This window comes from Actinomadura keratinilytica, from assembly GCF_039539665.1.
Classification (GTDB): domain Bacteria; phylum Actinomycetota; class Actinomycetes; order Streptosporangiales; family Streptosporangiaceae; genus Spirillospora; species Spirillospora keratinilytica.
Map to the genome: position 1 here is coordinate 1 of NZ_BAABDO010000054.1, position 23,067 is coordinate 23,067.

The following is a 23,067-nucleotide window of genomic DNA, read 5'->3' on the forward strand; positions in this document are numbered from 1 at the left end:
CAACGCCTACCCGCCGGGCGGGCACGTCCCGCAGGGGCCGTATCCCCCGCAGGGCCCCTACCCGCCGCAGGGCGGCTACCCGCCCCCGCCGCCCCACGGCGGTCGCGGCGCCGGCGGACACGGCGGCGGCGGACACGGCGGTAGTGGACACGGCGGCGGTGGCGACTACCCGCCGATCGGCGGAGGCGGGAACTTCGGCGGGGACATGTTCGGCGGCATGTTCGGCAAGGGGCGCCCCCAGCGCCCCGGATTCCCCATCCCGTGCTTCACCGGCACGCTGGTGTGCCTCACCTGCGGGCTCTACCAGCCGAAATGGAGCAAGTACCGCGGCAAGGACTGCTCCGACCGGTGCTGGTGCACGCGGCACTGCGACAACTGCGACTGCGACTGCAACTGCGACGGCTGCGACTGCTGCTGCTGCGACTGCGGGTGAGACCACGCTCTTGACCAAGCGTACGCTTGGGTGACACGCTCGCGGCGTGGCGAGGGCGACGTTCGCGGAACTGCTGCTGGACCGCGCCGGCGACCACCGCGCCGGCCTGCTCTTCGAGGACGAGTCGTACACCTGGGCCGAGACCGTGCGCGCCGCCGCGGCCCGGGCGCGGATGCTGCGCGAGCTGCGCCCGGGCCCGGGCGACCGCCCGCCCCACGTGGGCGTGCTGCTGGACAACGTGCCCGAATACGTGTTCTGGCTCGGCGCCGCCGCGCTCGCGGGCGCGACGCTCGTCGGCGTCAATCCCACCCGGCGCGGCGCCGAACTGGCCGCCGACATCCGCCACACCGACTGCGACCTGATCGTCACCGACTCCGCCCACGCCCGCCTCCTGGACGGCCACCGCACCGGCCCGACCCTCCGCGTGGACGACGACGCCTACGCGGCCGCGCTCCCCGACGGCGCCCCCGACCCCGCCGACGCCGCACCGGACGACCGGCTCCTGCTGCTGTTCACGTCCGGCTCCACCGGCAGGCCCAAGGCGGTGATCTGCAGCCAGGGCAGGCTCGCCGACATCGCGCGGCGGTCCGCCATGATGGGCCTGCACCGCGACTCGGTCGCCTACTGCGCGATGCCGCTGTTCCACGGCAACGCGATCATGGCGAACGTGGCGATGGCCGCGCACGCCGGCGCCGCCATCGCGCTGCGCCGCCGCTTCTCCGCCTCCGGGTTCCTGGGCGACGTGCGCCGCTACGGCGTCACCTATTTCAACTACGTCGGCCGCGCCCTGGCCTACGTCCTGGCCACCCCCGAGCGGCCCGACGACGCCGACAACCCGCTGCAGACCGCGTTCGGCACCGAGGCGTCCGCCCGCGACATGGCCCGGTTCGCCGAGCGCTTCGGCTGCCGCGTCATCGAGGGGTACGGGTCCAGCGAGGGCGCCGTCTCCCTGCACCGGACCCCGGACACCCCGCCCGACGCGCTCGGCGTCCCCCACCCCGGCCGCCGGGTCGCGATCCTGGACCCCGGCACCGGCGCCGAGTGCCCGCGCGCCCGCTTCGGCCCCGACGGCGCGCTGCTCAACCCCGACGAGGCCATCGGCGAGATCGTCGGGCTGGACGCCGGCGCCGCGTTCGAGGGCTACTACAACGACCCGGACGCCGACGCCGAGCGCGTCCGCGACGGCGCCTACTGGAGCGGCGACCTCGGCTACCGCGACGCCGCAGGCCACTTCTACTTCGCCGGGCGCGGCACCGACCGGCTCCGCGTGGACAGCGAGAACTTCGCCGCCGCGCCCGTCGAGCGCATCCTGTCCCGCTGGGACCCGGTCGTGATGTGCGCGGTCTACCCGGTGCCCGACCCCCGCACCGGCGACCAGGTGATGGCGGCCCTGGAACTGGACGGCCGGCCGTTCGACCCGGAGGCGTTCGCCGCCTTCCTGACCGCGCAGCCCGACCTGGGAACCAAGTGGGCGCCGCGGTTCGTCCGCCTGGTGCGGTCCATGCCGCTCACCGCCACCGGCAAGGTCGACAAGCGCCCGCTGCGCCGCGCGCACTGGCAGACCGGCGACCCGGTCTGGTGGCGCCCCGGCCGGGACCCGGCCTACCGGCCCCTGGACCGGGCGGACGCCGCGGCACTGCGCGCCGAGTTCGCCGCGCACGGCCGCACCCACGTGCTCACCGCACTTTGACCCCCGGCACGGCAACGGGAGACCCTCAGTAGGGTTGATGCAGGCCCCGTACCGACTCTGGAGAATCCCGGCCGCCCATGAACATCGACATGCTGCGTCCCGTGCCGCGCCGCCTGCTGGGCGCCGGCACGGCCCTGGCGTTGGCGTTCGCGGGGCTGCCCGCGACGCCCGCGTCCGCCCACACCCTGCCGCCCGGCCGCGGCGCGGTCCCGTACGCGCAGAACGACGGCGCGGAGGGCGGCATCCCGTGGCTCATGATCCTCATCGGGCTGGTCGTGGGGATCGGCATCGGCATGGCGATGGTGTTCCGCGCCAAGCGCGCGGCGGAACGCGACCGGCAGGGCCGGGAACGCGGCGGGGTCGCGAAGACCCGGGACAACGGAGCGGTGGGCGGTGGCGACTAGGGACACGGCGACCAAGGACACCGGGACGCCGGCCGGCGGCGGCACGGCGGCCGTCCTGCGCGTCGGCGCGGTGGCGCTGGCCGCGGGCTTCGCCGTCCTCGCGGCGGGCCTGGTCCTCGGCGGTGCCGCCGCGGAGAAGGTCATCCCCGGGCTGACCGACGCGGGCGCGCTGACCCGCTGGGGCCTGCCCGTCTCGCGGCTGGCGATGAACCTCGGCGCGGCGCTGACCGTCGGCGCGCTGCTGGCCGCCGTCGCGCTGCTGCCCCTGCAGGGCGGCAAGGGCAAGGAGGCGCCGCGCCTGACGGGTGACTCCCTCGCCTACCTGCGCGCCGCGTCCTGGGCGGCCGCCGCGTGGGCCGCCGCCGCGGCGGCCACGCTCGTGTTCACCGTCGCCGACGTGCTCGGCCAGCCGGTCGGGCAGATCCTCACCGGCAGCGAGCTGAGCAACTACGTCGGCCAGCTGCCGCAGGGCACCGCGCTCATGCTGGTGGTGCTGCTGGCGGTGGTGGTCGCGCTGCTGGCCCGCACCACCACCACGCCAGCGGCGACGGTCGGCCTGCTGGCGGTCGCCGGCATCGCGCTGCTGCCGCCCCCGCTGACCGGCCACTCCGCCTCGGCCGCCAACCACTCGGTCGCCGTCACCGGCGTCGCCCTGCACGTCGCCGCGGCCGCGCCCTGGGTGGGCGGCCTGGCCATGCTGGTCGCGCACGGGCTGACCCGGCGCGCGCGGCTGGACGTCATGGCCGACCGGTTCAGCCGCATGGCGCTGTGGTGCTACGTCGCCGTCGGCGCCAGCGGCCTGGTGAACGTCATCGCCCGGCTGCCCGACCCGGCCGAGCTGGTCAGCACCGACTACGGCCGACTGGCCCTCGGCAAGATCGTCGCGTTCGCCGCGCTCGGCTGGTTCGGCTGGTGGCACCGCCGCCGCACCGTCCCCGCCGTCGCCGACGGCAGGCCCTGGGCGCTGATCCGGCTGGCCGGCGTCGAGACCGCCGTCATGGCCGCCACCATGGGCCTGGCCGTGGCGCTGGCCCGCACCGCGCCGCCCGCCCCGGCCACCGACCAGACGCCCGCCGAGGTGCTGCTCGGCTTCCCGGTCCCGCCGCCGATCACCGTCGGCCGGCTGGCCGCGCTGTGGACGTTCGACCTGTTCTTCGCCGCGCTGGTGGTCGTGCTCGGCGGCCTGTACCTGGCGGGCGTGGTGCGGCTGCGCCGCCGCGGCGACTCCTGGCCGGTCCTGCGCACCGTCTCGTGGCTGTTCGGGCTGCTCACGATCGTCGCCGTCACCCAGACCGGCGTCGCCCGGTACGCCCCGGTGATGTTCAGCGTGCACATGGCCGAGCACATGGTGCTGTCCATGCTGACGCCGATCTTCCTGGTGGCCGCGGCGCCCGTCACCCTGGCGCTGCGCGCCCTGCCGCCCGCGCGCGTGCGCGGCGACCGGGGCCCGCGCGAGTGGCTGACGGCCCTGCTGCACAGCCGCTACATCTCCGTCGTCACGCACCCGGGCGTCGCCACCGTGATCTTCGTGGCGAGCACGTTCGCGCTGTACTTCACGCCGCTGTTCCAGGCCGCGATGCGCAACCACCTCGGGCACATCGCGATGACCGTGCACTTCCTGGCGGCCGGGTCGCTGTTCTTCTGGGTGCTGATCGGCGTCGATCCGGCCCCCCGGCGGCTGCCCTACCCGGGGCGCCTGCTGCTGCTGTTCGTCACCATGCCGTTCCACGCGTTCTTCGGCCTGGCGCTGATGAACCTGGGCGAGCCGCTGGCGCGCGGCTGGTACAACGCCGTCTACCCGTCGTGGGCCACCTCGCTGCTGAAGGACCAGCACACCGGCGGCGCCATCGCCTGGGGCTTCGGCGAGGTGCCCACCTTCATCGTGCTGGTGTTCCTGGCGTTCCAGTGGTTCTTCGACGACCAGCGGCAGGCCCGGCGGATGGACCGCAGGGCCGACCGCGCCGCCGAGCGCACCGCCGAGCGCGCCGCGCGGGGCGAGACGGAGGCGGCCGAGGACGACGAGCTGGCCGCCTACAACGCCCGCCTCGCCAAGCTGGCCGAACGCGACCGGCGGGCCCGGCGCCCCCGCCCGGCCGACAAGGCCGACGGCCCGGACCTCACCCGCGCAGGGGAGGGCGACGGCTCCGCGGGGTGACGGCGGCCCGGGCGCCGCGGCCCCGGCCGGATCCCGGGCGCGGATGACCTCCGCGTTCGGCCGTGAGCGTACGTTCTGTACATTTCGTGGCCGAATGTGGTGGAGTGATCGCCATGCGCGGCTTCCGATTCGGGTTCAACTTCTTCGACGTGGCGGACCGGGACTCGTTCGTCCGGCGGTGCCGCCGGGCCGAGGCGCAGGGGTACGACATCGCCCTGCTGCCCGACCACCTCGGCGGCCCGGCGCCGTTCCCCGCCATGGTCGCCGCCGCGGACGCCACCGAGCGGCTGCGCGTCGGCGCCCTGGTGCTCAACGCCGCCTTCTGGAACGCCCACCTGCTGGCGCGGGAGGTCGCCACGGCCGACCGGCTCACCGGCGGGCGGGTCGAGCTGGGCCTCGGCGCGGGCCACATGAAATGGGAGTTCGACGCCGCGGGCATCCCGTGGGAGCCGTTCGGCGCCCGGGCGGACCGCATGGCCGCCCTCGTGGCGGAACTGCGCGGCCTCTTCGCCGAGCCCGGCTACGCCGAACGCGCCGACCGCGAGGCGGCCCACGGCCTGTCGGTGCTGGCGCCGGTGCAGCACAGCGGCTTCGGCGGGTCCGGCCCGCCGCTGCTGATCGGCGGCACCGGCGACCGCGTCCTGGAGCAGGCCGCCCGGCACGCCGACATCGTCGGCATCGCCGGGGTCCGCCAGGCGCCGGGGCGGCCGCCGGGCACGTTCCTGCTCGGCAGCGCCGAGCAGGCCGACGACCGCGTGCGGTTCGTGCGGGAGCGGGCCGGCGACCGCTTCGCCGAGCTGGAGCTGAACGTCCTGATCCAGCATGTGGAGGTCACCCGGGACCGGCGCGCCTTCGCCGAGCGCCTCGCCGCCGAGCGGATGCCCTACCTCACCCCCGAGCAGGTGCTGGACTGCCCCTTCCTGCTGTTCGGCACCGTCGAGCAGATGGCCGAGCAGCTGCGGGAGCGCCGCGAGCGCTACGGCTTCACCTACGTCGCGGTGCACGCCCCCTTCGTCGACGCCTTCGCCCCGGTGATCGAACGGCTCGGGTGACGCGGGGGCCGGGGCGCGGCCGCGCCGGATCCGGTCCGGCGGCCGGGGCCCGACCTGGGAGAAGTTAGATCGTGGGCTATCCGGGAATGGCCGCGCTCATCCCGTATGTCGGTGACGGGGGGCGCGGATGTGGAGGCAGCGGATCGCGTCGGTGGTCGCGCCGGTGATGGCGGGCGCGGTGGTCGCGTGGGCGCCGGCGTGCATGGAGAACGCACAGGTCGTCCCGGCGGCCCGGTCCACCCAGGCGCCGGCCGACGTGCGCCCCACCGCCCGCCCCGCGCCGCAGGCCACGACCGTGCCGCTGCGGATCCTCACCCGGGACGGCGCGACCATCGTGCTCGTCCCCGTCACCGTCAACGGGTTCGGCCCCTATGACTTCATCCTGGACACCGGGGCGTCCTCCTCCTCGGTGGACCGCCGCCTGGTGGACCGGATCGGCCTGCCCGGCACCGGGGAGAGCGCCCGCGTGCGCGGCGTGGGCGGCAGCACGGTCGCGCCGCTGGTGCGGGTCCGCGACTGGCGGGTCGGCGGGCGGCCGCTGCGCGGCCGGTCGCTGGTCGTCACCGACGTCGGCGACGACCGGGTGGCGGGCCTGCTCGGCTCGGACGAGCTGCGCCGCTTCGGCGTGATCACCGTCGACTACGCCCGGGCGCGGCTGGTGCTGCACGGCGGGTGACGGCGGGCCCGGGGCCGCCGGGATGCGGCGCGCGGCGGACGGCACGGCCCGCGATCGGGCTTCCGGCACCGACGGGAGGACCAGATGGCCACCATCCCGACCCGGGGCGGCGGGCGCGGACCGCCTGCCCGCCGCCACGGCCGCCCCGCGATGAGCCGCCGCGGCCGTCAGGGGAGCTGCCCGAGCGTCACCTCGACGGTGCGGTCGGCGCCCTCCGCCGTGGTGATCCGCACCTGGGCGGTGTCGCCCGGACGCAGCCCGGCCAGCACCTCGGCCAGCGCGCTGGTGTTGGGCGTGGGCGTGCCGTTCACCGCGCGGATCGAATCGCCCGGCCGGATGCCCGCCTTGTCGGCCGGGCCGCCGGGCGTCACCTCCACCACGCCCACGGCCGTCTGCCGCGGATCGCCGCCGCTGATGACCGTCTGGATCGACACGCCCAGCGCGGCCCGGCCGGACCGGCGCACCCGCCCCTCCTTGATCAGCTGCGGGACGATCGTGCGGACCGTGCCGCTCGGGGTGGCGAAGCCGATGCCGGCGGCCGTGCCGCCGATCTGCGGGTCGGACGCGGCGGCGGTGGGGATGCCGATCACCTCGCCGTTCAGCGTGACCAGGGCGCCGCCGCTGTTGCCGGGGTTGATCGGCGCGCTGGTCTGGATGGCGTTGGCGATCGTCGCGCCGGGGAAGGCGCCCTCGCGCCGGGTGGTCACGGTGCGGCCCAGCGCGGAGACGATCCCGTTGGTGACGCTGCCGGACAGCCCCAGCGGGTTGCCCATGGCCAGCACGATCTGCCCCGTCCGCAGCTTGGCCGAGTCGCCGAAGGCGGCGGGCCGCAGCCCGGCGCCGTCGACCCGCACCACGGCCAGGTCGTCGGGGGCGTACTCGCCCACCAGCGCGGCGGGCAGCGGCCGGCCCCCGCTGGCCGCGATCACCTCGATCCTCTGCGCGCCCGCGACGACGTGGGCGTTGGTGACGATGTTGCCGTCGCCGTCGAACACGACACCCGACCCCACGCTCTGGTCGGTGCGGATCTGCACCACCGACGGCAGCACCTTCGCGACCACCTTCTCGAACTGCTGCTCCAGCGACGACGCCGCGGGTCCGACCGCGACGGACGCCGTGTCCGCCGCGCGGCGCGCCCCGGTGGAGTCGTCGCCGCCCGTGCATCCGCCCAGCAGCAGGGCGCCCGCCAGCAGCGCGGCGGCGCCCGCCCGGGCCCCTGTCCGGAGGAACCTCATGCCCGCGATTGTCCCCGCCGGCGGGGCCTCGACCCGCGGACCGGCGGGCGCCCCGGGCGTGCCGGGCACGGCCCGGTGGCGATCCTCGCCAAGGTCTTGCACAGCCTTTACCCGGCTTTCGTTAGAAAAGAGAAACGGACATCCGATCGGGGGATCATGGACGCCGCCACACTCTCCGAACTGCGTAAACCGCGCACCTACCCGGCCGTGTCGGTGCTGCTGCCGACCGAGCGCCGCGCGCCGCGCCGCCGTCAGGAACCCATCCGCCTGCGCAACCTGCTCGCCGAGGCGCGGCGGCGGCTGCACTCCGACCCGCGGGTCGGTCCCGACGTCGCCGACGAGGTGATGCACAACCTGGAACGGGCCGCCGCCGCGGCCGACCCGGCCCACGCCGAGGGCCTGGCGCTGTTCGCCGCGCCGGGCGGCGAGCACCACGCCTTCGCCGTCGACCAGCCGGTGGAGCAGCGCGTGGTCGTCGACACCACGTTCGCCACCCGCGACCTGGTCGCCGCCTGCTCCCGGACGTCCCGGTACTGGCTGCTGGCGCTGTCGGACCACGAGACGCGGCTGTGGGACGGGCACGGCGGCGAGCTGACCGAGGTCGTCCGGCACGGGTTCCCGGCGACGCCCGAACCGGTCGACGAGGAGCGCGCCGGCCGCCAGTCGCCGTGGGGCCTGCACGACGAGGACGAGCGCCACCGCCAGTACCTGCGCGAGGTCGTGGCCCGGCTGGAGGCCGTGCTGGCCCGCGACCGCCGCCCCGTGGTCGTCGCGGGCGTCGTCCGGCAGCAGGCGCTGTTCGACGAGCTGGCCGGGACGCGGGTGACGGTGGCGGGCCGCATCGACGGCAGCCACGAGACCACGCCGCCGAGCACGCTGGCGCGGCTGGCGCGCCCGGTGCTGGACGCCTACGAGGACCTGCGCGAGGTGGCGGTGCTGGCCGAGCTGGAGACCGCGCGCCGCCTGCACCGCTACGCCGCCGGGCTGGACGAGGTGGTGCGCCTGGTCGAGGAGGGGCGCGGCGAGCACCTGATCGTCGAGCGCGGCTACTACGCCCCGGCGGTGCGCAGCGGCGAGGAGCTGGTGCCGTTCGAGGGCGTGCCCGGGGTGCTGCGCGGCGCGGACGTCGTGGACGACGTGGTCGACAACGTCATCGAGACCACCCTCGAATACGGGGGCGAGGTCACGTTCGTCTCCGACGGCTTCCTCGTCGACCACGACCGCATCGCCCTCGTCACCCGCTTCTAGGCGCCCCCGGGCGCCGCGCCTCACCGGCAGCCGGGGCCGCGCCAGGCCGCCCATTCCGGCGTCCAGGCGCGCCCCGGGTAGGCGCGCCATCCGGCGGGGTGCCCCGGCCAGGTGGCGTCGACGGGGGTTCCCTTGGGGCGGACCACCACCACGGTGCACACGCCGGGGGCGGGCTGCTCGCTGCGGACGTCGATGCCGCCCACCCGCGTCCACGACACCGTGAAGAGCAGCTTCGTCCGCACCTGCCAGGGGACCGCCCTGTCCACGGCGACGCCGCCGGTCCGCTCGCCGGGGAACGGGGGGCGGCAGGGCGGCGCGCTGGGGGCTCGGCCCCATGATGAAGGTCATGGCGGCCGAGTTCACCGCGAGCAACCCGGCGGCGAGGGCCGCCGCCCGCACGCGTGCCAGCGCCACCAGCAGCAGGAGCAGGCCCAGCGCCGCCAGTGTCGCCTCCCACAGGTGCAGCGCGCCGCGGTCGAACGTCAGGAACGAGGCCTCGGGGAAGCCGAACCCGATGAACGTGTGGGTGCGCAGCCGCTCACCCGCATAGCCCGTCACCCACAGGCCCGCCCGCGCGGCCCCGGCCGCTGCGCTCGCGCTCGTCCTCGCCGGCTGCGGCATCGGCCCGACCGGCACCGTCCGGGCGGAAGGCGGGCCCCTCATCCCGGCCGACGGCGTGAAGGTGACGGTGTACCTGGCCGACCGGAACGACCGCCTGGTGCCGGTGGTGCGTCCCGGACTGCCCGGCCACCCCTACCACGGCGTGACGCAGCTCGGCGGCGAGCCCACAGCGGCCGAGCGGCGCCGCGGGCTGCGCAACGCCGTGCCGCGGCTGGAGCTGCGGCCAGCCCCCGTGCACGACGGGCCGGCCGCCGCGCGGCGGGGCTCCACCGAACTGCACGTCAACGTGGCCGCCCGGGGCGCCAAGGCGACGGGAGACCGGGCGCCCACCTGGAGCCGTCCGGCGCTCGCCCAGGTCGCCTGCACCGCCGAGACGGTCCCGGGCGTCAGCGGGGTGCGCCTGACGGGCGCGGCCCCGGCCGAGGGCGCCGCCGGAGCGCCGGACGGCTCGGGCCGCGAGCGGGGGCTCATCAGATGCGCGGACTTCCGCGACCTGCTGCCTGACGGGCCGACGAGGCACACGCCGCTGCCATGAGGGCCGGCGCCCGGGGCGCCGGACGCGAGCGCCGTCAGCCCTCGGTGAGCCAGCGGGCGGCGATCTCGCCGAGCACCGACCGCATCGTCAGGATCGCCACGCCGAGCGTCAGCAGCGGCATGACCACCCAGCGCTCCACCTTGCCGTCGGTGCGCGGGATCACCGGGATCTCCACCCGCCACCTCATCGGCCAGAACACCGGGCAGCCGCGCGGCGTCAGGCAGTCGCCCGCCACGTGCGCCAGGCAGCCCAGCGCCACGGCGAAGCCGACGAAGCTCATGTCCAGGTCGTGCATGAGGTAGACGGCCAGCGCCGCGACCGCGCAGTCGGCCAGCGCGGACTGCGGCTCCCGGCCCTCGAAGTCCAGGCCGATGCCGCGCAGCCCGAACCCGACGATGACGAACAGCGCCGCCCACCAGCCGTACACGAACTCGGTGGCCAGCCAGTCCATCGCCAGGCCCATCAGGACGGCGAACACGATCGAGTGGGTGGCCTGCCGGTGCCCGCCGGCGAGCTTGCCGATCCACTTGCACATGTCCTTGGTGATGGGGCCGTAGGTGTTGGCGATGCGGCCGTTGTGGTGGTCGATGTCGGGCAGCAGCGCCGCGCCCGCGCACACCACCGCGCCCGCCAGCAGCTGCGCGGGCGACAGCGTGATCGCGTGCTCGCCCAGCAGCCGCTCCTGGCCGAGCAGGGGCACCGCCCCCAGCCACACCAGCGCACCGGAGAGGGCATGCGTCTGCCCCATCATGTTGTGATCTACCGCCCTTCCGCCCGATTCGCACCCGGGCGGGACTCTAGCCCGCCGCGGCGCGCCGGCGGCGGCGACGCGCCGACGGCGCGGTGAGAGACCGGCCCTCGCCCGCTTCGATGCGGTCGCCGGCCGAAAGGTTCACCGCCGGGCGGGGACGAGCCGCCAGGCGTCGTTCCGCCCGCCCGGCTCGTACGGGGCGTCCAGGCGCTTGGCCAGCACCCCCGGCAGGCCCTGCGCGCGGGCGGCGGCCAGCACGGCGTCGCCGTCGCCGGGGAACCACGGGGCGGTCCGCCAGCGCGGGCCGTTCAGCCCCAGGCCGTCGAGCGTGCGGCGGCGCCGCCGGTACGGCTCGTCCAGCAGCGGCCGCCCGTCCAGGTGCAGCACGTCGAAGATCAGGTACGTCTCGCGGCCCTCCAGCGCCGCCAGCTCGCCGTCGAGCAGGACCGGACGCGCGCCCATCGCCCTGCCCAGCGGCCCGCCCAGGCCCGCCGGGCCGCCGACCGCGCGGCCCCGCCCGTCGGTGAAGCGGGTGCGGCCGCCCTCGACGTAGGCGAGCAGGCGCCGCCCGCCCCAGGCGAACTCGAAGCCGTAGGCGTCCTGGTCGCGCGGCAGCCGGACGCGGCCCGCGGCCTCCATCGGCCGCAGCGATTCCGGCAGCGGCTCGGCGCCGGGGTCGGCGGGCGGGTCCATCCGGTGGATCATCCAGTTCTCGCCGCGGGTGCGGAACAGCACGTACCGGCCGGACACGCGCGCGCCGTGCAGCACCACCTTGACCTCGCGGTCGGACCACTTCTCGGTCTCGTACGTGCCGCGGTCCCAGATCGTCATCGTGCCGGCGCCGTACTCGCCTTCGGGGATCTCCCCGTGGAACCCGGCGTACTCCAGCGGGTGGTCCTCGGTGTGCACGGCCAGGCGGTCGGTGCCGGGGTCGGCCGGGATGCCCTTGGGCACCGCCCACGACACCAGGACGCCGCCGCGTTCCAGCCGCAGGTCCCAGTGCAGGCTGCGGGCGTGGTGCTCCTGGACGACGAAGGTGTCGTCGTCGCCCCGGGGGAGCGGCCCGTCGTCCGGCACCGGCTCAGGGGTCCTGCGGGGGTCGCGCCTGCGCCGGTACTCGGCGAGCCGGCCGGCGCCGCCGTCGCGTGCCGTGTCCCTGTCACGTGCCGCCATGCTGGACGGTCTACCCCGCCGCGACCGGCCTCACCGGACGGCGGGCCGGCCGCGGCGCGGGGGCACCGGATGAACGGGTCACCGGATGAACACCGCGTGCTCGGCCATCTCGGCGGTGAGCGCCGGGGGCAGCCCGGCCAGCGCCGACAGCTCCTCGGCGGACATGAACCCGCCGGTCTCCTCCCGCACCCGGACGATCCGCGCGGCCAGCTGCGGGGTGACGCCGGGCAGCTGCGTCAGCACCTCCGCCGGGGCGTGGTTGACGTCGATCAGCCCGCCGTCGTTGTACTCGCGCGGCAGGTCGGGGCGGCCGATGCGCAGCTCGCGGGCCAGGCCCGGGTCGCTGGCGGCCAGCTGGCGGGCCTTCCGCCGCAGCGCCCGGGAGCGCCGCACCCGCTCGATGGCGGCCTCGTTGTCGACCCCCGACAGGCCGTGCGGGTCGAACACCCGGCGGCGCACCAGGAACGCGTGCCCGCACCCCACGACCGCCTGGACGAAGGTCAGCACGCCCAGGAGCCGGGCGGAGCCCCCCTCCTCGGCGTCGCCCAGGAGCACCACCTGCGCCACGAAGACCGCCGCGTACACCAGCGCGGCCACCACCAGGTGGGTGTTGCGCCGCCACAGCGCCGCCCCCGCGAAGGTGAACGGCGTCAGGTAGCCCAGGCTCAGGAACGGCAGCGCCGCCCACGTCACGCTCAGCGCGGCCCGGCCCGGCGGCATGCTGTCGGACGGGACCCGGGGCGGCGGATACGGCGCTGGGGCGTTCATCGAGCTGCTCTCCCGGAGCCGGTTGGCGGCTTGTGTGCTCTAGATCCCTTTTCTTACCCGGGGGCAGGGGCGCGGAACGGTCAGGGAAGGGTCAGGATCTCGTGGCCGTCTTCGGTCACCACGATGGTGTGCTCGAACTGGGCGGTGCGCTTGCGGTCCTTGGTGACGACCGTCCAGCCGTCCTTCCAGATGTCGTACTCGTGGGTGCCCAGCGTCAGCATCGGCTCGATGGTGAACGTCATGCCCGGCTGCATCACGGTGGTGGCCGCCGGGTCGTCGTAGTGCGGGATCACCAGGCCGGAGTGGAACGTGGTGCCGATGCCGTGCCCGGTGAAGTCGCGCACCACCCCGTAGCCGAACCGCTTGGCGTACGACTCGATCACCCGGCCGATCACGTTGATGGCCCGGCCCGGCGCGACCGCGCGGATGCCGCGCATCATCGCCTCGCGGGTGCGCTCCACCAGCAGCCGCGACTCCTCGTCGACCTCGCCGCACAGGTAGGTGGCGTCGGTGTCGCCGTGCACGCCGTCGATGTAGGCGGTGATGTCGATGTTGATGATGTCGCCGTCGCGCAGCACCGTGTCGTCGGGGATGCCGTGGCAGATCACCTCGTTGATCGAGGTGCACAGCGACTTGGGGAACCCGCGGTAGCCCAGGGTGGAGGGGTAGGCGCCGTGGTCGAGCAGGAACTCGTGCCCGATGCGGTCCAGCTCGTCGGTGGTGATGCCGGGGCGGACGTGCCGGCCGACCTCCTCCAGCGCCTGCGCCGCGATCCGCCCGGCCACCCGCATCTTCTCGATCGTCTCGGGCGTCTTGACGTCGGGCTCACCGGTCTTCGGGCGCTTCTTTCCCACGTACTCCGGGCGCGGGATGTGTGCGGGGACCTTGCGCATCGGCGAGACACGGCCGGGCCGCAGGAGTTGGGTCGTCATGTCTGGGAGTGTAGTAACCCGGATCGGGGGACGATTTCAGGCGCGCGCGTGAGCGGCCGTGCGTGATCGGCCGTGCGGGAGCGGAGGACGCGATGAGCGACGACGGCGACTGGTGGTTCTGCCTGAAGCATCTGAAGGTCGAGCACGGCCCCGGCTGCGCCGGCAAGGACCGCATGGGGCCCTACCCCTCCGAGTCGGCGGCGGCGGGTGCGCTCCAGCTGGCCCGCGAACGCAACGAGGCGTGGCGCCGCCAGGACGACGACGAGGACTGACCGGCGGCGCGTCCCGGGCGCGGCGTGCTCCTTGCGCGCTGTTTCCGGGCGCGGCGGGTTCCGGCGGGCGGCACCGGGCTAGTCCACGGTCGGGCCGCTGACCGTCTCCAGCAGGCGGGCCAGGCGGCGGCGCAGCCCGAGGCCGCCCGGGCGCGGCGCCGGCTCCTGCCCGGCCGCCGCGCTGACCAGATGCTGCGCGCCGTCGAACGACAGCACCGCGTCGCCCGGCGGGACGGTCAGCGCCTCGTGCGCCAGCCCCCGCAGCTCCCGGTCGCCGCCCTCCAGGGCCAGGATCGTCGCGCCGGTGCGGCGGGCGTCGTCGACCCGTTCCAGCAGCGGCGCCGGCGCGTCCTGCTCGGCGACCACGAACAGCGTCTCGCCGCGCCGCGCCGCCTCCAGCCGCTCCAGCCCCACCCGCAGATGCGGGGGCGCGTCCGGCGGGGGCGACCAGCGCACCAGCGTGGGGGACAGGGCGGGCAGCCGGCTCAGCCTGCTCTCGTCGTCGAGGTGGGCGGCCAGATGCCAGGGATCCTCGCCGGGCGTTCCCACCAGCAGCAGCCCGCCCGGGGTGCGCGCGCTCACCCGCAGCGCCCGGCCCAGCTCACCGGTGCGCTCCAGCCACCCCGTCGCCGCGAGCACCTCGCGCAACATCGTCACCCGCTCGGCGTCCACGACCTTTATGGTGCCGCAAAGCACACCCTGCCCTCCGGCTTTCCCGGGATGCCGGAGGATCGGGGCGCGGACCGGTTTGGCAGACTCGGCCCCATGACAGAGCAGCGGAAGACCCCCTACGACCTGCCCGACGTCAGCGGGCTGTCCATCGGCATCCTGGGCGGCACCGGTGACCAGGGCAAGGGGCTGGCGCGCCGGTTCGCGCTGGCCGGGCACCAGGTGATCATCGGGTCGCGGAAGGCGGACCGGGCCCGGGACGCCGCCGCGGACCTGGGCGCGGACCTGCCGGTGCGGGGCGCGGAGAACCCGGTCGCCGCCGGGGAGGCCGACGTGGTGATCGTCGCGGTGCCGTGGGACGGGCACAAGGCCCTCCTGGAGTCGTTGCGCGCCGAGCTGGACGGCAAGATCGTCGTGGACTGCGTCAACCCGCTGGGCTTCGACAAGCGCGGCGCGTTCGCGCTGCCGGTCGAGGAGGGCAGCGCCGCCGAGCAGGCCGCCGCCGTGCTGCCCGGCAGCCGGGTGGTGGCGGCGTTCCACCACGTGTCGGCCAAGCTGCTGCTGGACCCCGACGTCGACGAGATGGATCTGGACGTGCTGGTGCTCGGCGACGACCGGGAGGCCACCGACCTGGTGCAGGCCCTGGCGGGACGCATCCCGGGCATGCGCGGCGTGTACGGCGGGCGGCTGCGCAACGCCCACCAGGTCGAGGCGTTCACCGCCAACCTGATCTCCATCAACCGCCGCTACAAGGCGCACGCGGGCCTGCGCATCACCGACGTCTGACGCGGCGGAGCCCCGGCCCGCCGCGCCCGCGGACGGGGGCGGCCCGCCCGGTGCGGACCGCCCCGCCGGGGACGCGGAACGACGGGCCGACCGGTGGACGGTCAGTGGTAGGCGTGCTCGGGCGCCGGGAACACGCCGCCGACGACCTCCTCGGCGTACGTGCGGGCCGCGTCGCCGAGCACCGTCCGCAGGTCGGCGTACTTCTTGACGAACTTGGCGGTGCGCGGCGTCAGCCCCGCCATGTCCTGCCACACCAGCACCTGCGCGTCGGTGTGGTCGCCGGCGCCGATGCCGATGGTGGGGATGGACAGCGACTCGGTGACGCGGGCGGCCAGCTCCTCGGGGACGCACTCCAGCACCACCGAGAACGCGCCCGCCGCCTCCAGCGCCTTGGCGTCGGCGATCAGCTCCTCGCCCGCCTGGCCGCGGCCCTGCACCCGGTAGCCGCCGAAGACGTTCACCGACTGCGGGGTCAGCCCCAGGTGCGCCATCACCGGGATGCCGGCGGCGACCAGGGCCTCGACCTGCGGCAGGATGCGGCGGCCGCCCTCCACCTTGACCGCCTGCACGCCGCTCTCCTTCAGGAAGCGGGTGGCCGCGGCCAGCGCCTCGGGCACGTCGGCCTGGTAGGAGCCGAACGGCAGGTCGGCGACCACCATCGCGCGCTTGGAGCCGCGTACGACGGCGGCGGCCAGCGGGATGAGGTCGTCCACGGTCACCGGGATCGTGGAGTCGTAGCCGTACACGACCATGGCGGCCGAGTCGCCGACGAGCAGCACCGGGATCCCGGCCTCGTCGAACACCCGCGCCGTCAGCGCGTCGTAGGCGGTGAGCATGGGCCACTTCTCGCGGCGCTGCTTGGCGGCGGCGATGTCGCGGACGGTGACCCTGCGGTCTCCCTTGCCCCCGTAGAGAGCGGTGGGCTGGGCGGCGGACGTCGAAGACACGATGTACCTCCTCGTCTCGAGGCGCCACGGTGGCGTACCCGGACGAATCCGATGATTCCACCGCCACAACGATTCGGGTAGCCCCGAGATTCCGCTCCCACCGGGGTGCTCCCGGCTGCACGGGTGACGCGGATTACGAAACGATACGGTTGCGTATCGATCGCTCCCGCCGTACGCTCATTACGAAACGCAGACGTATCGCAGAAGCATTCCCCCCGCTAAGGAGCGAGTTGGATCCGCAGCAAGTGCACCGCCGGCGCTGGTACATCCTCGCCGTGCTCACCGTCAGCCTTCTGGTGGTGGTGCTCGACAACACCATCCTCAACGTCGCACTGAAGACCATCGCCGACCCCGAGCAGGGCCTGGGCGCCACCCAGAGCCAGCTGGAGTGGGCGATCAACTCCTACACGCTGGTGTTCGCCGGCCTGCTGTTCACCTTCGGCGTGCTCGGCGACCGAGCCGGCCGCAAGCGCGTCCTGGTCGGCGGCCTGGCGGTCTTCGGCGTCGCCTCGCTGCTGTCGGCCTACGCCCAGACCCCCGACCAGCTGATCTGGGCCCGCGCCCTGATGGGCCTGGGCGGCGCCGCGGTCATGCCGCAGACCCTGTCCATCATCACCAACGTCTTCGAACCCCAGGAGCGGGCCCGCGCCATCGGCATCTGGGCGGGCGCCGTCGGCCTCGCCGTGGCCATCGGCCCGGTCACCGGCGGCCTGCTGCTGTCGCGCTTCTGGTGGGGCTCGGTGTTCTTCATCAACGTCCCCGTCATCATCGCCGGCATCGCGCTGATCGCCCTGCTCGTCCCCGAGTCGCGCAACCCGCGGCCGGGGCGGTTCGACCCGCTCGGCGTGCTGCTGTCCATCGTCGGCCTGGTCGCCCTGGCGTACGGCATCATCCACGGCGGCGACACCGGCGACTGGCTCACCCCCGGCGTGCTGGCGCCGATCGCCGGCGGCGCCGCCGTGCTGGCCCTGTTCGCCTGGCACGAGGCCCGCACCGACCACCCCGCCTTCGACGTGCGGCTGTTCCGCGACCCGCGGCTGTCGGCGGCGGTCGCCGCGATCGCGCTGTGCTTCTTCGCCGCCACCGGCGTGTTCTTCTTCGGCAACTTCTACATGCAGTCGGTGCGCGGCCTGACCGCGCTGCAGTCCGGCCTGATGGTCCTGCCGTTCGCCGCCGCGCAGCTGATCTTCTCGCCGCGCAGCGCCGCCATGGTGCGCCGCTTCGGCGCCAAGGCGGTGTGCACCTCCGGCCTGCTGCTGGTGTCGGCCGCCCTGTTCTCCTACCGGTTCGTCGGCGAGCACACCCCGCTGTGGATCATGTGCGTGGTGTTCTTCGTGCAGGGCGCGGGCATGGCCAACGTCATGCCGCCGGCGACCGAGTCGGTCATGTCGGCGCTGCCCCGGGAGAAGGCGGGCGCCGGATCGGCCCTCAACAACACCGCCCGGCAGGTCGCCGTCGCGCTCGGCGTCGCCGTGCTCGGCTCGGTGGTCGCCTCCGTCTACCGCGGCGACCTGGCCGACCGGCTGGCCGCGCTGCCGGCCGGCGTCCGCGAGGCGGCCGGGCAGTCCATCGAGGGCGCCCACGCGGTCGCCGAGCGGCTCGGCCCCGCCGGGGAGGGCCTGATCGGCCCGGCCAACGCCGCGTTCGTGCACGGCATGCACGCCGCGTCGGTCGCGGCGGCGGTGATCGCCTTCCTCGCCGCCATGGTGGTGCTGCGCTGGATGCCCGGCCGCGCCCCGGCCGCCGGCGGGACCGCCGCCGGGACGCCGCAGGAGCGGGAGGCGGCGCAGGTATGACTCCGGGTATGACTCCTGCCGCGCTATGAGTAACGTGGCCAGAGATGACCGAGACGACGCAGCATCCCACCCCCGCTGAGCCCGGCGCCGGTGCCCTGTGCACCGGCGCACCCGGGCCCGGCGACCCCGCCGCGCGCGACGGCGTCCGCGCGCCCGGGCGGCCGCGCAGCGAGCGCGCCGAGAAGGCGATCATCGACGCCGTGCTCGACCTGCTGGCCGAGGAGTCCGGCGTGGCCGGCGTCTCCATCGAGGCGGTCGCCGCCCGCGCCGGCGTCGGCAAGACCACGATCTACCGGCGCTGGCCCAACAAGGAGGCGCTGATCGTGCAGGCGCTGGCCACCCTGAAGGGCCCGCTGCCGCAGCCGTCCGGCGCCTCGGTCCGCGAGGACCTGCTGACGCTGGCCCGCGGGCTGCGCTCCGAGCGGGCCCGCAAGCGGATCCAGTGCTTCTGGAACGTGGTCGGCGCCGCCGAGAAGCACCCCGAGCTGTACGCCCGCTACCGGCAGGACGTCATCGAGCCCCGCCGCGAGGTGTTCCGGGACGTGCTGCGCCGCGGCGTGCGCACCGGCGAGGTGCGGCCCGACGTGGACGTGGAGGCGGCCGTGACCATGCTGATCGGGTCGCTGACCGGGCGTTTCCCCACGGAGCGGCAGCCGGACGACTTCCCCGACGCGGTCGTCGACACGCTGCTGCGCGGCGTCGCCGCGGGTGCGTCCTGACGTGTCCCGGCACAGGCGTCCGCGGGCGCGCCGCGCCCGCGCCCGCGTCCGTTTTCGGCGCGGTAAGCGTGATCTTCTCCCCTCCGTCCCGTCCGATGCTCCATACTGGCGCTGGGGAGAGGTAGGCCGACGGCTGTCTGGAGCGCGTCAGGTGAGATCGGTGATGGCGCCGCAAGGCGATGCGACGGCGGCCGACACGGCGTCGCGCACCCTGGTGCTCGGGGTGGACGCCGCACGGCGCGTCGTGCAGTGCGGGCCCAACGCCGCGTCCGTCCTCGGCCGCGCTCCGGCCGAGCTCATCGGGCGGTCGGCCGCCGAGCTGGTGGTCGACGAGGCCAAGGCCGACCTGGAGATCCTGCTGGAGGGGCTGGCCACCGGCCACGAACGCAGCAAGGCGCTGACGATGCGGCGCGCCGACGGCACCACCACCGACGCGGTGGTGACCGCCCAGCCGCTGGTCGGCGACGGCTCGCCGGGCGTCCCGGCCGGGCTGCTGTTCGTGCGGGTGGCGCTGCCGCCCAGCGAGCGCTACCAGGACCCGGCGCTGATGCGGCGCGCGCTGATGGACGACCCGCTGGCCCGGTTCGGCGCCTCCCTCGACCTCGACCAGGCCGCCCGCGGGCTGGTCGACGTGATCGTCCCGCACTACTGCACCACCGCCTCGGTGCTGGTGCTGGAGAGCCTGGTCGCCGCCGACGAGGTGCACGAGGAGACGGGCGCGGCCGTGCTGCGCCGCATCGCCGTCACCTCCGACGACGACAACCCGGGGTGGACGGCGACCTTTCCGGTCGGCGAGGTGCTGGTGTACCCGGAGGGCACCCCGTACCGGCAGGTCCTGCAGACCATGCGGCCGGTGCACCTGCCGCTGGTGGACGCCCAGACCGCACACGACATCGCGCGCCGCTGGCGGCGCGGCCCGGTGGGCGAGCTGCTCACCAACGTGTCGATGGTGCTGCTGCCGCTGGTGGCGCACGACACCCTGCTGGGCTTCATCGCCTGCACCCGCGTGCCCGGGTTCCGCCGGTTCGACGCCTACGACGTCGAGATCGGCATGGAGTTCGCCTCCCGCGCCGCCATCGTCATCGACAACGCGCGCCGCTACAGCCGCGAGCGCGCCACCGCGCTGGCGCTGCAGCGCTCGCTGCTGCCCAACCGGCTGTCGGCGCCGTCGTCGGTCGAGGTGCGCCACCGCTACCTGCCCGGCAGCAAGCTCGTCGAGGTCGGCGGCGACTGGTACGAGTCGATCGCGCTGCCCGGGGCGCGGGTCGCGCTGATCGTCGGGGACGTGGCCGGGCACGGCGTGCGCGCCGCGGTCACCATGGGGCGGCTGCGCACCGCCCTGCACACGCTGGCCAACCTGGAGCTGCCGCCCGCCGACGCGCTGCACGTCATGCACGAGCTGATGATCGAGCTCGGCGAGCAGGAGCCGCACTTCGCCACCTGCGTGTACGCGGTGTACGACGCCACCACCGGCACCATCGAGATCGCCTCGGCCGGGCACCTGCCGCCGCTGCTGGCCCGCCCCGACGGCAGCAGCGAGTACCTCCAGGTGCCGCCCGCCCCGCCGCTCGGGGTGTCCGGCGGCGCCACCATCGAAAGCCGCGAGTTCACCGTCGAGGACGGCAGCGTCTTCGTCATCTACACCGACGGCCTGGTGGAGAACCGCGGCACCGACATCGACGACGGCCTGGCCCGGCTGCGCGGCGTGTTCGGCTCCGGCACCGTCGAACGCCCCATGGAGGACCTGGCCAAGGCGACGCTGGCGGGCGTGTACGCCGACCACCACCGCGACGACATCGCGGTGCTGATCGCCCGGCTGCGGCGCCTGCCGCCGGAGCGGTGCGCCTCCTGGACCCTGCCGCACGACCCGGCCGCCGTGCGCCGCGCCCGCGGCCTGGTGCGCCGCCGGCTGGAGGACTGGGGCCTGGAGGAGCTGTCCTACACCACCGAGCTGCTGGCGTCCGAGCTGATCACCAACGCGCAGCGGTACACCCGCAGCGAGAGCCCGATCGAGCTGCGGCTGCTGCTGGAGCGCACCCTCGTCGTCGAGGTCATGGACCGGTCCGCCGCGCTGCCGCGACTGCGGCACGCCGCCGACGACGACGAGAACGGACGCGGCCTGCTGGTCGTCAGCCAGCTCGCGCACCGCTGGGGCTCGCGCCGCACCGCCGCGGGCAAGGTCGTGTGGTGCGAGCAGACCGTCCCCGGCGTCGACCCGGACCCGTCCGAGACCGTCGACACCTGGCCCGGCGAGAACCACCACAAGGAGTGAGGCCCTCCGCCGGGCAGGGGCCGGCCCCGGAAGCAGGCTCCGGGGGCTAGCGGACGGAGGGCTCGCGCCAGCGGTTGGTGATGGGCAGCCGCCGGTCCCGGCCGAAGTTCTTCGGGGTGATCTTGGGGCCGGGCGGGTACTGGCGCCGCTTGTACTCGGCCAGGTCCACCAGCCGGATCACCCGCTCCACCAGCTCGGGGTCGTGGCCCGCGGCGATCAGCGCGTCGCGGCCGAGGTCGTGCTCGACGTAGTCGACCAGCAGCGGGTCCAGGATGTCGTAGGGCGGCAGCGAGTCGGTGTCGCGCTGGCCGGGGCGCAGCTCGGCCGACGGCTCCTTGAGGATGATCTCCTCGGGGATCGGCTCGACGTCCAGCGCCCGCCAGAACGGCGAGCCCTGCCCGACGCGGCCGTTGCGCCAGCGCGCCAGCTGCCACACCATCGTCTTGGTGACGTCCTTGATCGGGCCGAAGCCGCCCGCGGAGTCGCCGTACAGGGTGGAGTAGCCGGTGGCCAGCTCGCTCTTGTTGCCGCCGGTCAGCACCAGGTGGCCGGACTCGTTGGACAGCGCCATCCAGACGTTGGCGCGGATGCGGGCCTGCAGGTTCTCGGCGGCCAGCCCGTGCAGGTCCAGCTCGGCCTCGAACGCGTCGACCATGCCGCGGATCGGCACGATCCGCGAGTTCAGCCCCTGCCGCTTGACCAGCTCCTCGGCGTCGGTGACCGAGTGCTCGGAGGAGTAGCGGCTGGGCAGCAGCACCACGTGCACGTTGTTCGGGCCGATGGCGTCGGCGGCGATCGTGGCGACCAGGGCCGAGTCGATGCCGCCGGACAGCCCGAGGATCACCGAGCGGAAGCCGTTCTTGCGGACGTAGTCGCGCGTGCCGAGCACCAGCGCCGCGTACACCTCGCCCAGGTCGTCCAGCGGTTCGGCGCGCTCCGGCGGGGCCGCCGCGTAGGCGGGCACGGGCGTGGCGGACAGGATCCGCCGCTCGACGGTGATGGCGGTGCCGTCGCCGGCGTCCACCGGCCGGCTGCCCGCCCCCTCGGACGGGTCGGCCTCGGGCAGGTCCAGGTCGGCCACCAGCAGGTGCTCGGCGAACTGCGGGGCGCGCGCCAGCAGCCCGCCGTCGGCGCCGACGATCACCGAGTCGCCGTCGAACACCAGCTCGTCCTGGCCGCCGACCATGTTGACGTACGCCAGGCAGCAGCCCGCCTCGCGGGCGCGCCGGGCGCACAGGTCGAGCCGCACGTCGTCCTTGCTGCGCTCGTAGGGGGAGGCGTTGACCACCAGCAGCAGGCCCGCGCGGGCGGCGCGGGTGACGCCGACCGGGCCGCCGTCCTGCCACAGGTCCTCGCAGATGACGGTGGCGACGTCCACCCCGTGCAGGCGGACGACCGGCAGCCGGTCGCCGCGCGCGAAGTAGCGGTACTCGTCGAAGACCCCGTAGTTGGGCAGGTGGTGCTTGGCCGACCGGGTCAGCACGCCGCCGTCGTGCAGCCACGCCACCGCGTTGTAGGACGAGGGGAGGGGCCGCCCGGCGCGCACGGGGCCGTCGGTGCGGTCCAGGTAGCCGGCGACGACGGGCAGGTGGCCGAGGCCCTCGTCGGCGAGCCGGCGGGCGGTGCGGTCGAGCGCGCGCCGCGAGGCGTCCACGAACGACTGGCGCAGCGCCAAGTCCTCGACCGGGTAGCCGGTGAGCGCCATCTCGGGGAAGACCACCACGTGCGCGCCCGCGTCGGCGGCGCGCCGCGTCCACTCCACGATCAGGTCGGCGTTGCCGTCCAGGTCGCCGACCGTCGGGTTCACCTGCGCGAGCGCTATCCGGAGCTGTGCCACGTCCACAGGGTAAGCCGGGGAGGGAGCGCGGCACGAGCCCCGGTTTCGTCATTGTGACGAAAAGAACGCTCGCGGCCGGGCGGTGCGGCGTCCGGC

At 75.0% G+C, this 23,067-nt stretch carries 21 protein-coding genes and 1 pseudogene; 13 read left to right on the top strand and 9 right to left on the bottom strand.

Translation table 11 applies throughout. The annotated features are described in order from the left end of the window. From ABD879_RS17960 to ABD879_RS17985, 6 genes and pseudogenes are all read left to right on the top strand, one after another. Positions 1–433: pseudogene (locus ABD879_RS17960) on the top strand (hypothetical protein); the annotation flags it as partial. Positions 434–479: 46 nt separating this feature from the next. After that, positions 480–2,123: an AMP-binding protein gene (locus tag ABD879_RS17965; protein ID WP_345022598.1), complete on the top strand. Its 1,644-nt coding sequence runs from the start codon at positions 480–482 to the stop codon at positions 2,121–2,123. Positions 2,124–2,200: 77 nt separating this feature from the next. After that, the gene (locus tag ABD879_RS17970) at positions 2,201–2,527 is read left to right on the top strand and encodes a hypothetical protein (RefSeq protein ID WP_345022599.1); all 327 of its coding nucleotides are present in this window, start codon (positions 2,201–2,203) and stop codon (positions 2,525–2,527) included. Next, entirely contained in the window at positions 2,517–4,682 is a 2,166-nt protein-coding gene (locus tag ABD879_RS17975) for a bifunctional copper resistance protein CopD/cytochrome c oxidase assembly protein (protein WP_345022600.1), read from the top strand. The genes ABD879_RS17970 and ABD879_RS17975 overlap by 11 nt, the downstream gene beginning before the upstream one ends. Before the next feature lie 113 nt (positions 4,683–4,795). Then, positions 4,796–5,734 (top strand): TIGR03621 family F420-dependent LLM class oxidoreductase, encoded by a 939-nt coding sequence (locus ABD879_RS17980; RefSeq protein ID WP_345022601.1) that lies wholly within the window; start codon positions 4,796–4,798, stop codon positions 5,732–5,734. Between the two features lie 127 nt (positions 5,735–5,861). Continuing rightward, positions 5,862–6,410 (top strand): retropepsin-like aspartic protease, encoded by a 549-nt coding sequence (locus ABD879_RS17985; RefSeq protein WP_345022602.1) that lies wholly within the window; start codon positions 5,862–5,864, stop codon positions 6,408–6,410. Positions 6,411–6,577: 167 nt separating this feature from the next. On the opposite strand, the gene ABD879_RS17990 is transcribed toward ABD879_RS17985, so the two are convergent. After that, on the bottom strand, positions 6,578–7,645 hold the full coding sequence (locus tag ABD879_RS17990) for a S1C family serine protease (RefSeq protein WP_345022603.1): 1,068 nt from the start codon (positions 7,643–7,645) through the stop codon (positions 6,578–6,580). 156 nt (positions 7,646–7,801) lie between these two features. Between ABD879_RS17990 and ABD879_RS17995 the strand changes: the two genes are divergently transcribed. Beyond that, positions 7,802–8,893, top strand: a complete 1,092-nt coding sequence (locus tag ABD879_RS17995) for a baeRF3 domain-containing protein (RefSeq protein WP_345022604.1) — start codon at positions 7,802–7,804, stop codon at positions 8,891–8,893. Positions 8,894–8,913: 20 nt separating this feature from the next. Here the strand turns inward: ABD879_RS17995 and ABD879_RS18000 are convergent, their stop codons facing one another. Further along, entirely contained in the window at positions 8,914–9,159 is a 246-nt protein-coding gene (locus tag ABD879_RS18000) for a hypothetical protein (RefSeq protein ID WP_345022605.1), read from the bottom strand. Positions 9,160–9,569: 410 nt separating this feature from the next. On the opposite strand from ABD879_RS18000, the gene ABD879_RS18005 reads away from it, so the two are divergent. Next, the gene (locus ABD879_RS18005; RefSeq protein ID WP_345022606.1) at positions 9,570–10,049 is read left to right on the top strand and encodes a hypothetical protein; all 480 of its coding nucleotides are present in this window, start codon (positions 9,570–9,572) and stop codon (positions 10,047–10,049) included. A gap of 34 nt (positions 10,050–10,083) precedes the next feature. Here the strand turns inward: ABD879_RS18005 and ABD879_RS18010 are convergent, their stop codons facing one another. The 4 genes from ABD879_RS18010 to map all read right to left on the bottom strand — a co-directional run bounded on the left by ABD879_RS18010 (position 10,084) and on the right by map (position 13,673). Next, a complete protein-coding gene (locus ABD879_RS18010) occupies positions 10,084–10,797 on the bottom strand; it encodes a metal-dependent hydrolase (RefSeq protein WP_345022607.1) in 714 nt (237 codons plus the stop codon). A 144-nt stretch (positions 10,798–10,941) separates the two neighbouring features. Beyond that, complete coding sequence (locus ABD879_RS18015) at positions 10,942–11,973, bottom strand: DNA polymerase ligase N-terminal domain-containing protein (protein ID WP_345022608.1); 1,032 nt, start codon at positions 11,971–11,973, stop codon at positions 10,942–10,944. Positions 11,974–12,051: 78 nt separating this feature from the next. Next, positions 12,052–12,741: a ComEA family DNA-binding protein gene (locus ABD879_RS18020; RefSeq protein ID WP_345022609.1), complete on the bottom strand. Its 690-nt coding sequence runs from the start codon at positions 12,739–12,741 to the stop codon at positions 12,052–12,054. Positions 12,742–12,821: 80 nt separating this feature from the next. Further along, a complete protein-coding gene (gene map / locus ABD879_RS18025) occupies positions 12,822–13,673 on the bottom strand; it encodes a type I methionyl aminopeptidase (RefSeq protein ID WP_345022610.1) in 852 nt (283 codons plus the stop codon). 92 nt (positions 13,674–13,765) lie between these two features. Between map and ABD879_RS18030 the strand changes: the two genes are divergently transcribed. Next, the gene (locus ABD879_RS18030) at positions 13,766–13,945 is read left to right on the top strand and encodes a hypothetical protein (RefSeq protein WP_285492408.1); all 180 of its coding nucleotides are present in this window, start codon (positions 13,766–13,768) and stop codon (positions 13,943–13,945) included. Positions 13,946–14,023: 78 nt separating this feature from the next. Here the strand turns inward: ABD879_RS18030 and ABD879_RS18035 are convergent, their stop codons facing one another. Continuing rightward, positions 14,024–14,596 (bottom strand): hypothetical protein, encoded by a 573-nt coding sequence (locus tag ABD879_RS18035; protein WP_378272712.1) that lies wholly within the window; start codon positions 14,594–14,596, stop codon positions 14,024–14,026. 114 nt (positions 14,597–14,710) lie between these two features. Between ABD879_RS18035 and npdG the strand changes: the two genes are divergently transcribed. Then, positions 14,711–15,400, top strand: coding sequence for an NADPH-dependent F420 reductase (npdG, locus tag ABD879_RS18040; RefSeq protein WP_345022613.1), 690 nt, complete (start codon positions 14,711–14,713; stop codon positions 15,398–15,400). Positions 15,401–15,501: 101 nt separating this feature from the next. On the opposite strand, the gene panB is transcribed toward npdG, so the two are convergent. Further along, positions 15,502–16,347: a 3-methyl-2-oxobutanoate hydroxymethyltransferase gene (gene panB / locus ABD879_RS18045; RefSeq protein ID WP_378272198.1), complete on the bottom strand. Its 846-nt coding sequence runs from the start codon at positions 16,345–16,347 to the stop codon at positions 15,502–15,504. Positions 16,348–16,577: 230 nt separating this feature from the next. On the opposite strand from panB, the gene ABD879_RS18050 reads away from it, so the two are divergent. The 3 genes from ABD879_RS18050 to ABD879_RS18060 all read left to right on the top strand — a co-directional run bounded on the left by ABD879_RS18050 (position 16,578) and on the right by ABD879_RS18060 (position 21,134). After that, a complete protein-coding gene (locus tag ABD879_RS18050) occupies positions 16,578–18,143 on the top strand; it encodes an MFS transporter (protein ID WP_345022614.1) in 1,566 nt (521 codons plus the stop codon). Between the two features lie 44 nt (positions 18,144–18,187). Then, complete coding sequence (locus ABD879_RS18055; RefSeq protein WP_345022615.1) at positions 18,188–18,862, top strand: TetR/AcrR family transcriptional regulator; 675 nt, start codon at positions 18,188–18,190, stop codon at positions 18,860–18,862. A gap of 163 nt (positions 18,863–19,025) precedes the next feature. Then, entirely contained in the window at positions 19,026–21,134 is a 2,109-nt protein-coding gene (locus ABD879_RS18060) for a SpoIIE family protein phosphatase (RefSeq protein ID WP_345022616.1), read from the top strand. Positions 21,135–21,180: 46 nt separating this feature from the next. On the opposite strand, the gene ABD879_RS18065 is transcribed toward ABD879_RS18060, so the two are convergent. After that, on the bottom strand, positions 21,181–22,971 hold the full coding sequence (locus ABD879_RS18065) for an NAD+ synthase (protein ID WP_345022617.1): 1,791 nt from the start codon (positions 22,969–22,971) through the stop codon (positions 21,181–21,183). Between the last annotated feature and the right edge of the window lie 96 nt (positions 22,972–23,067).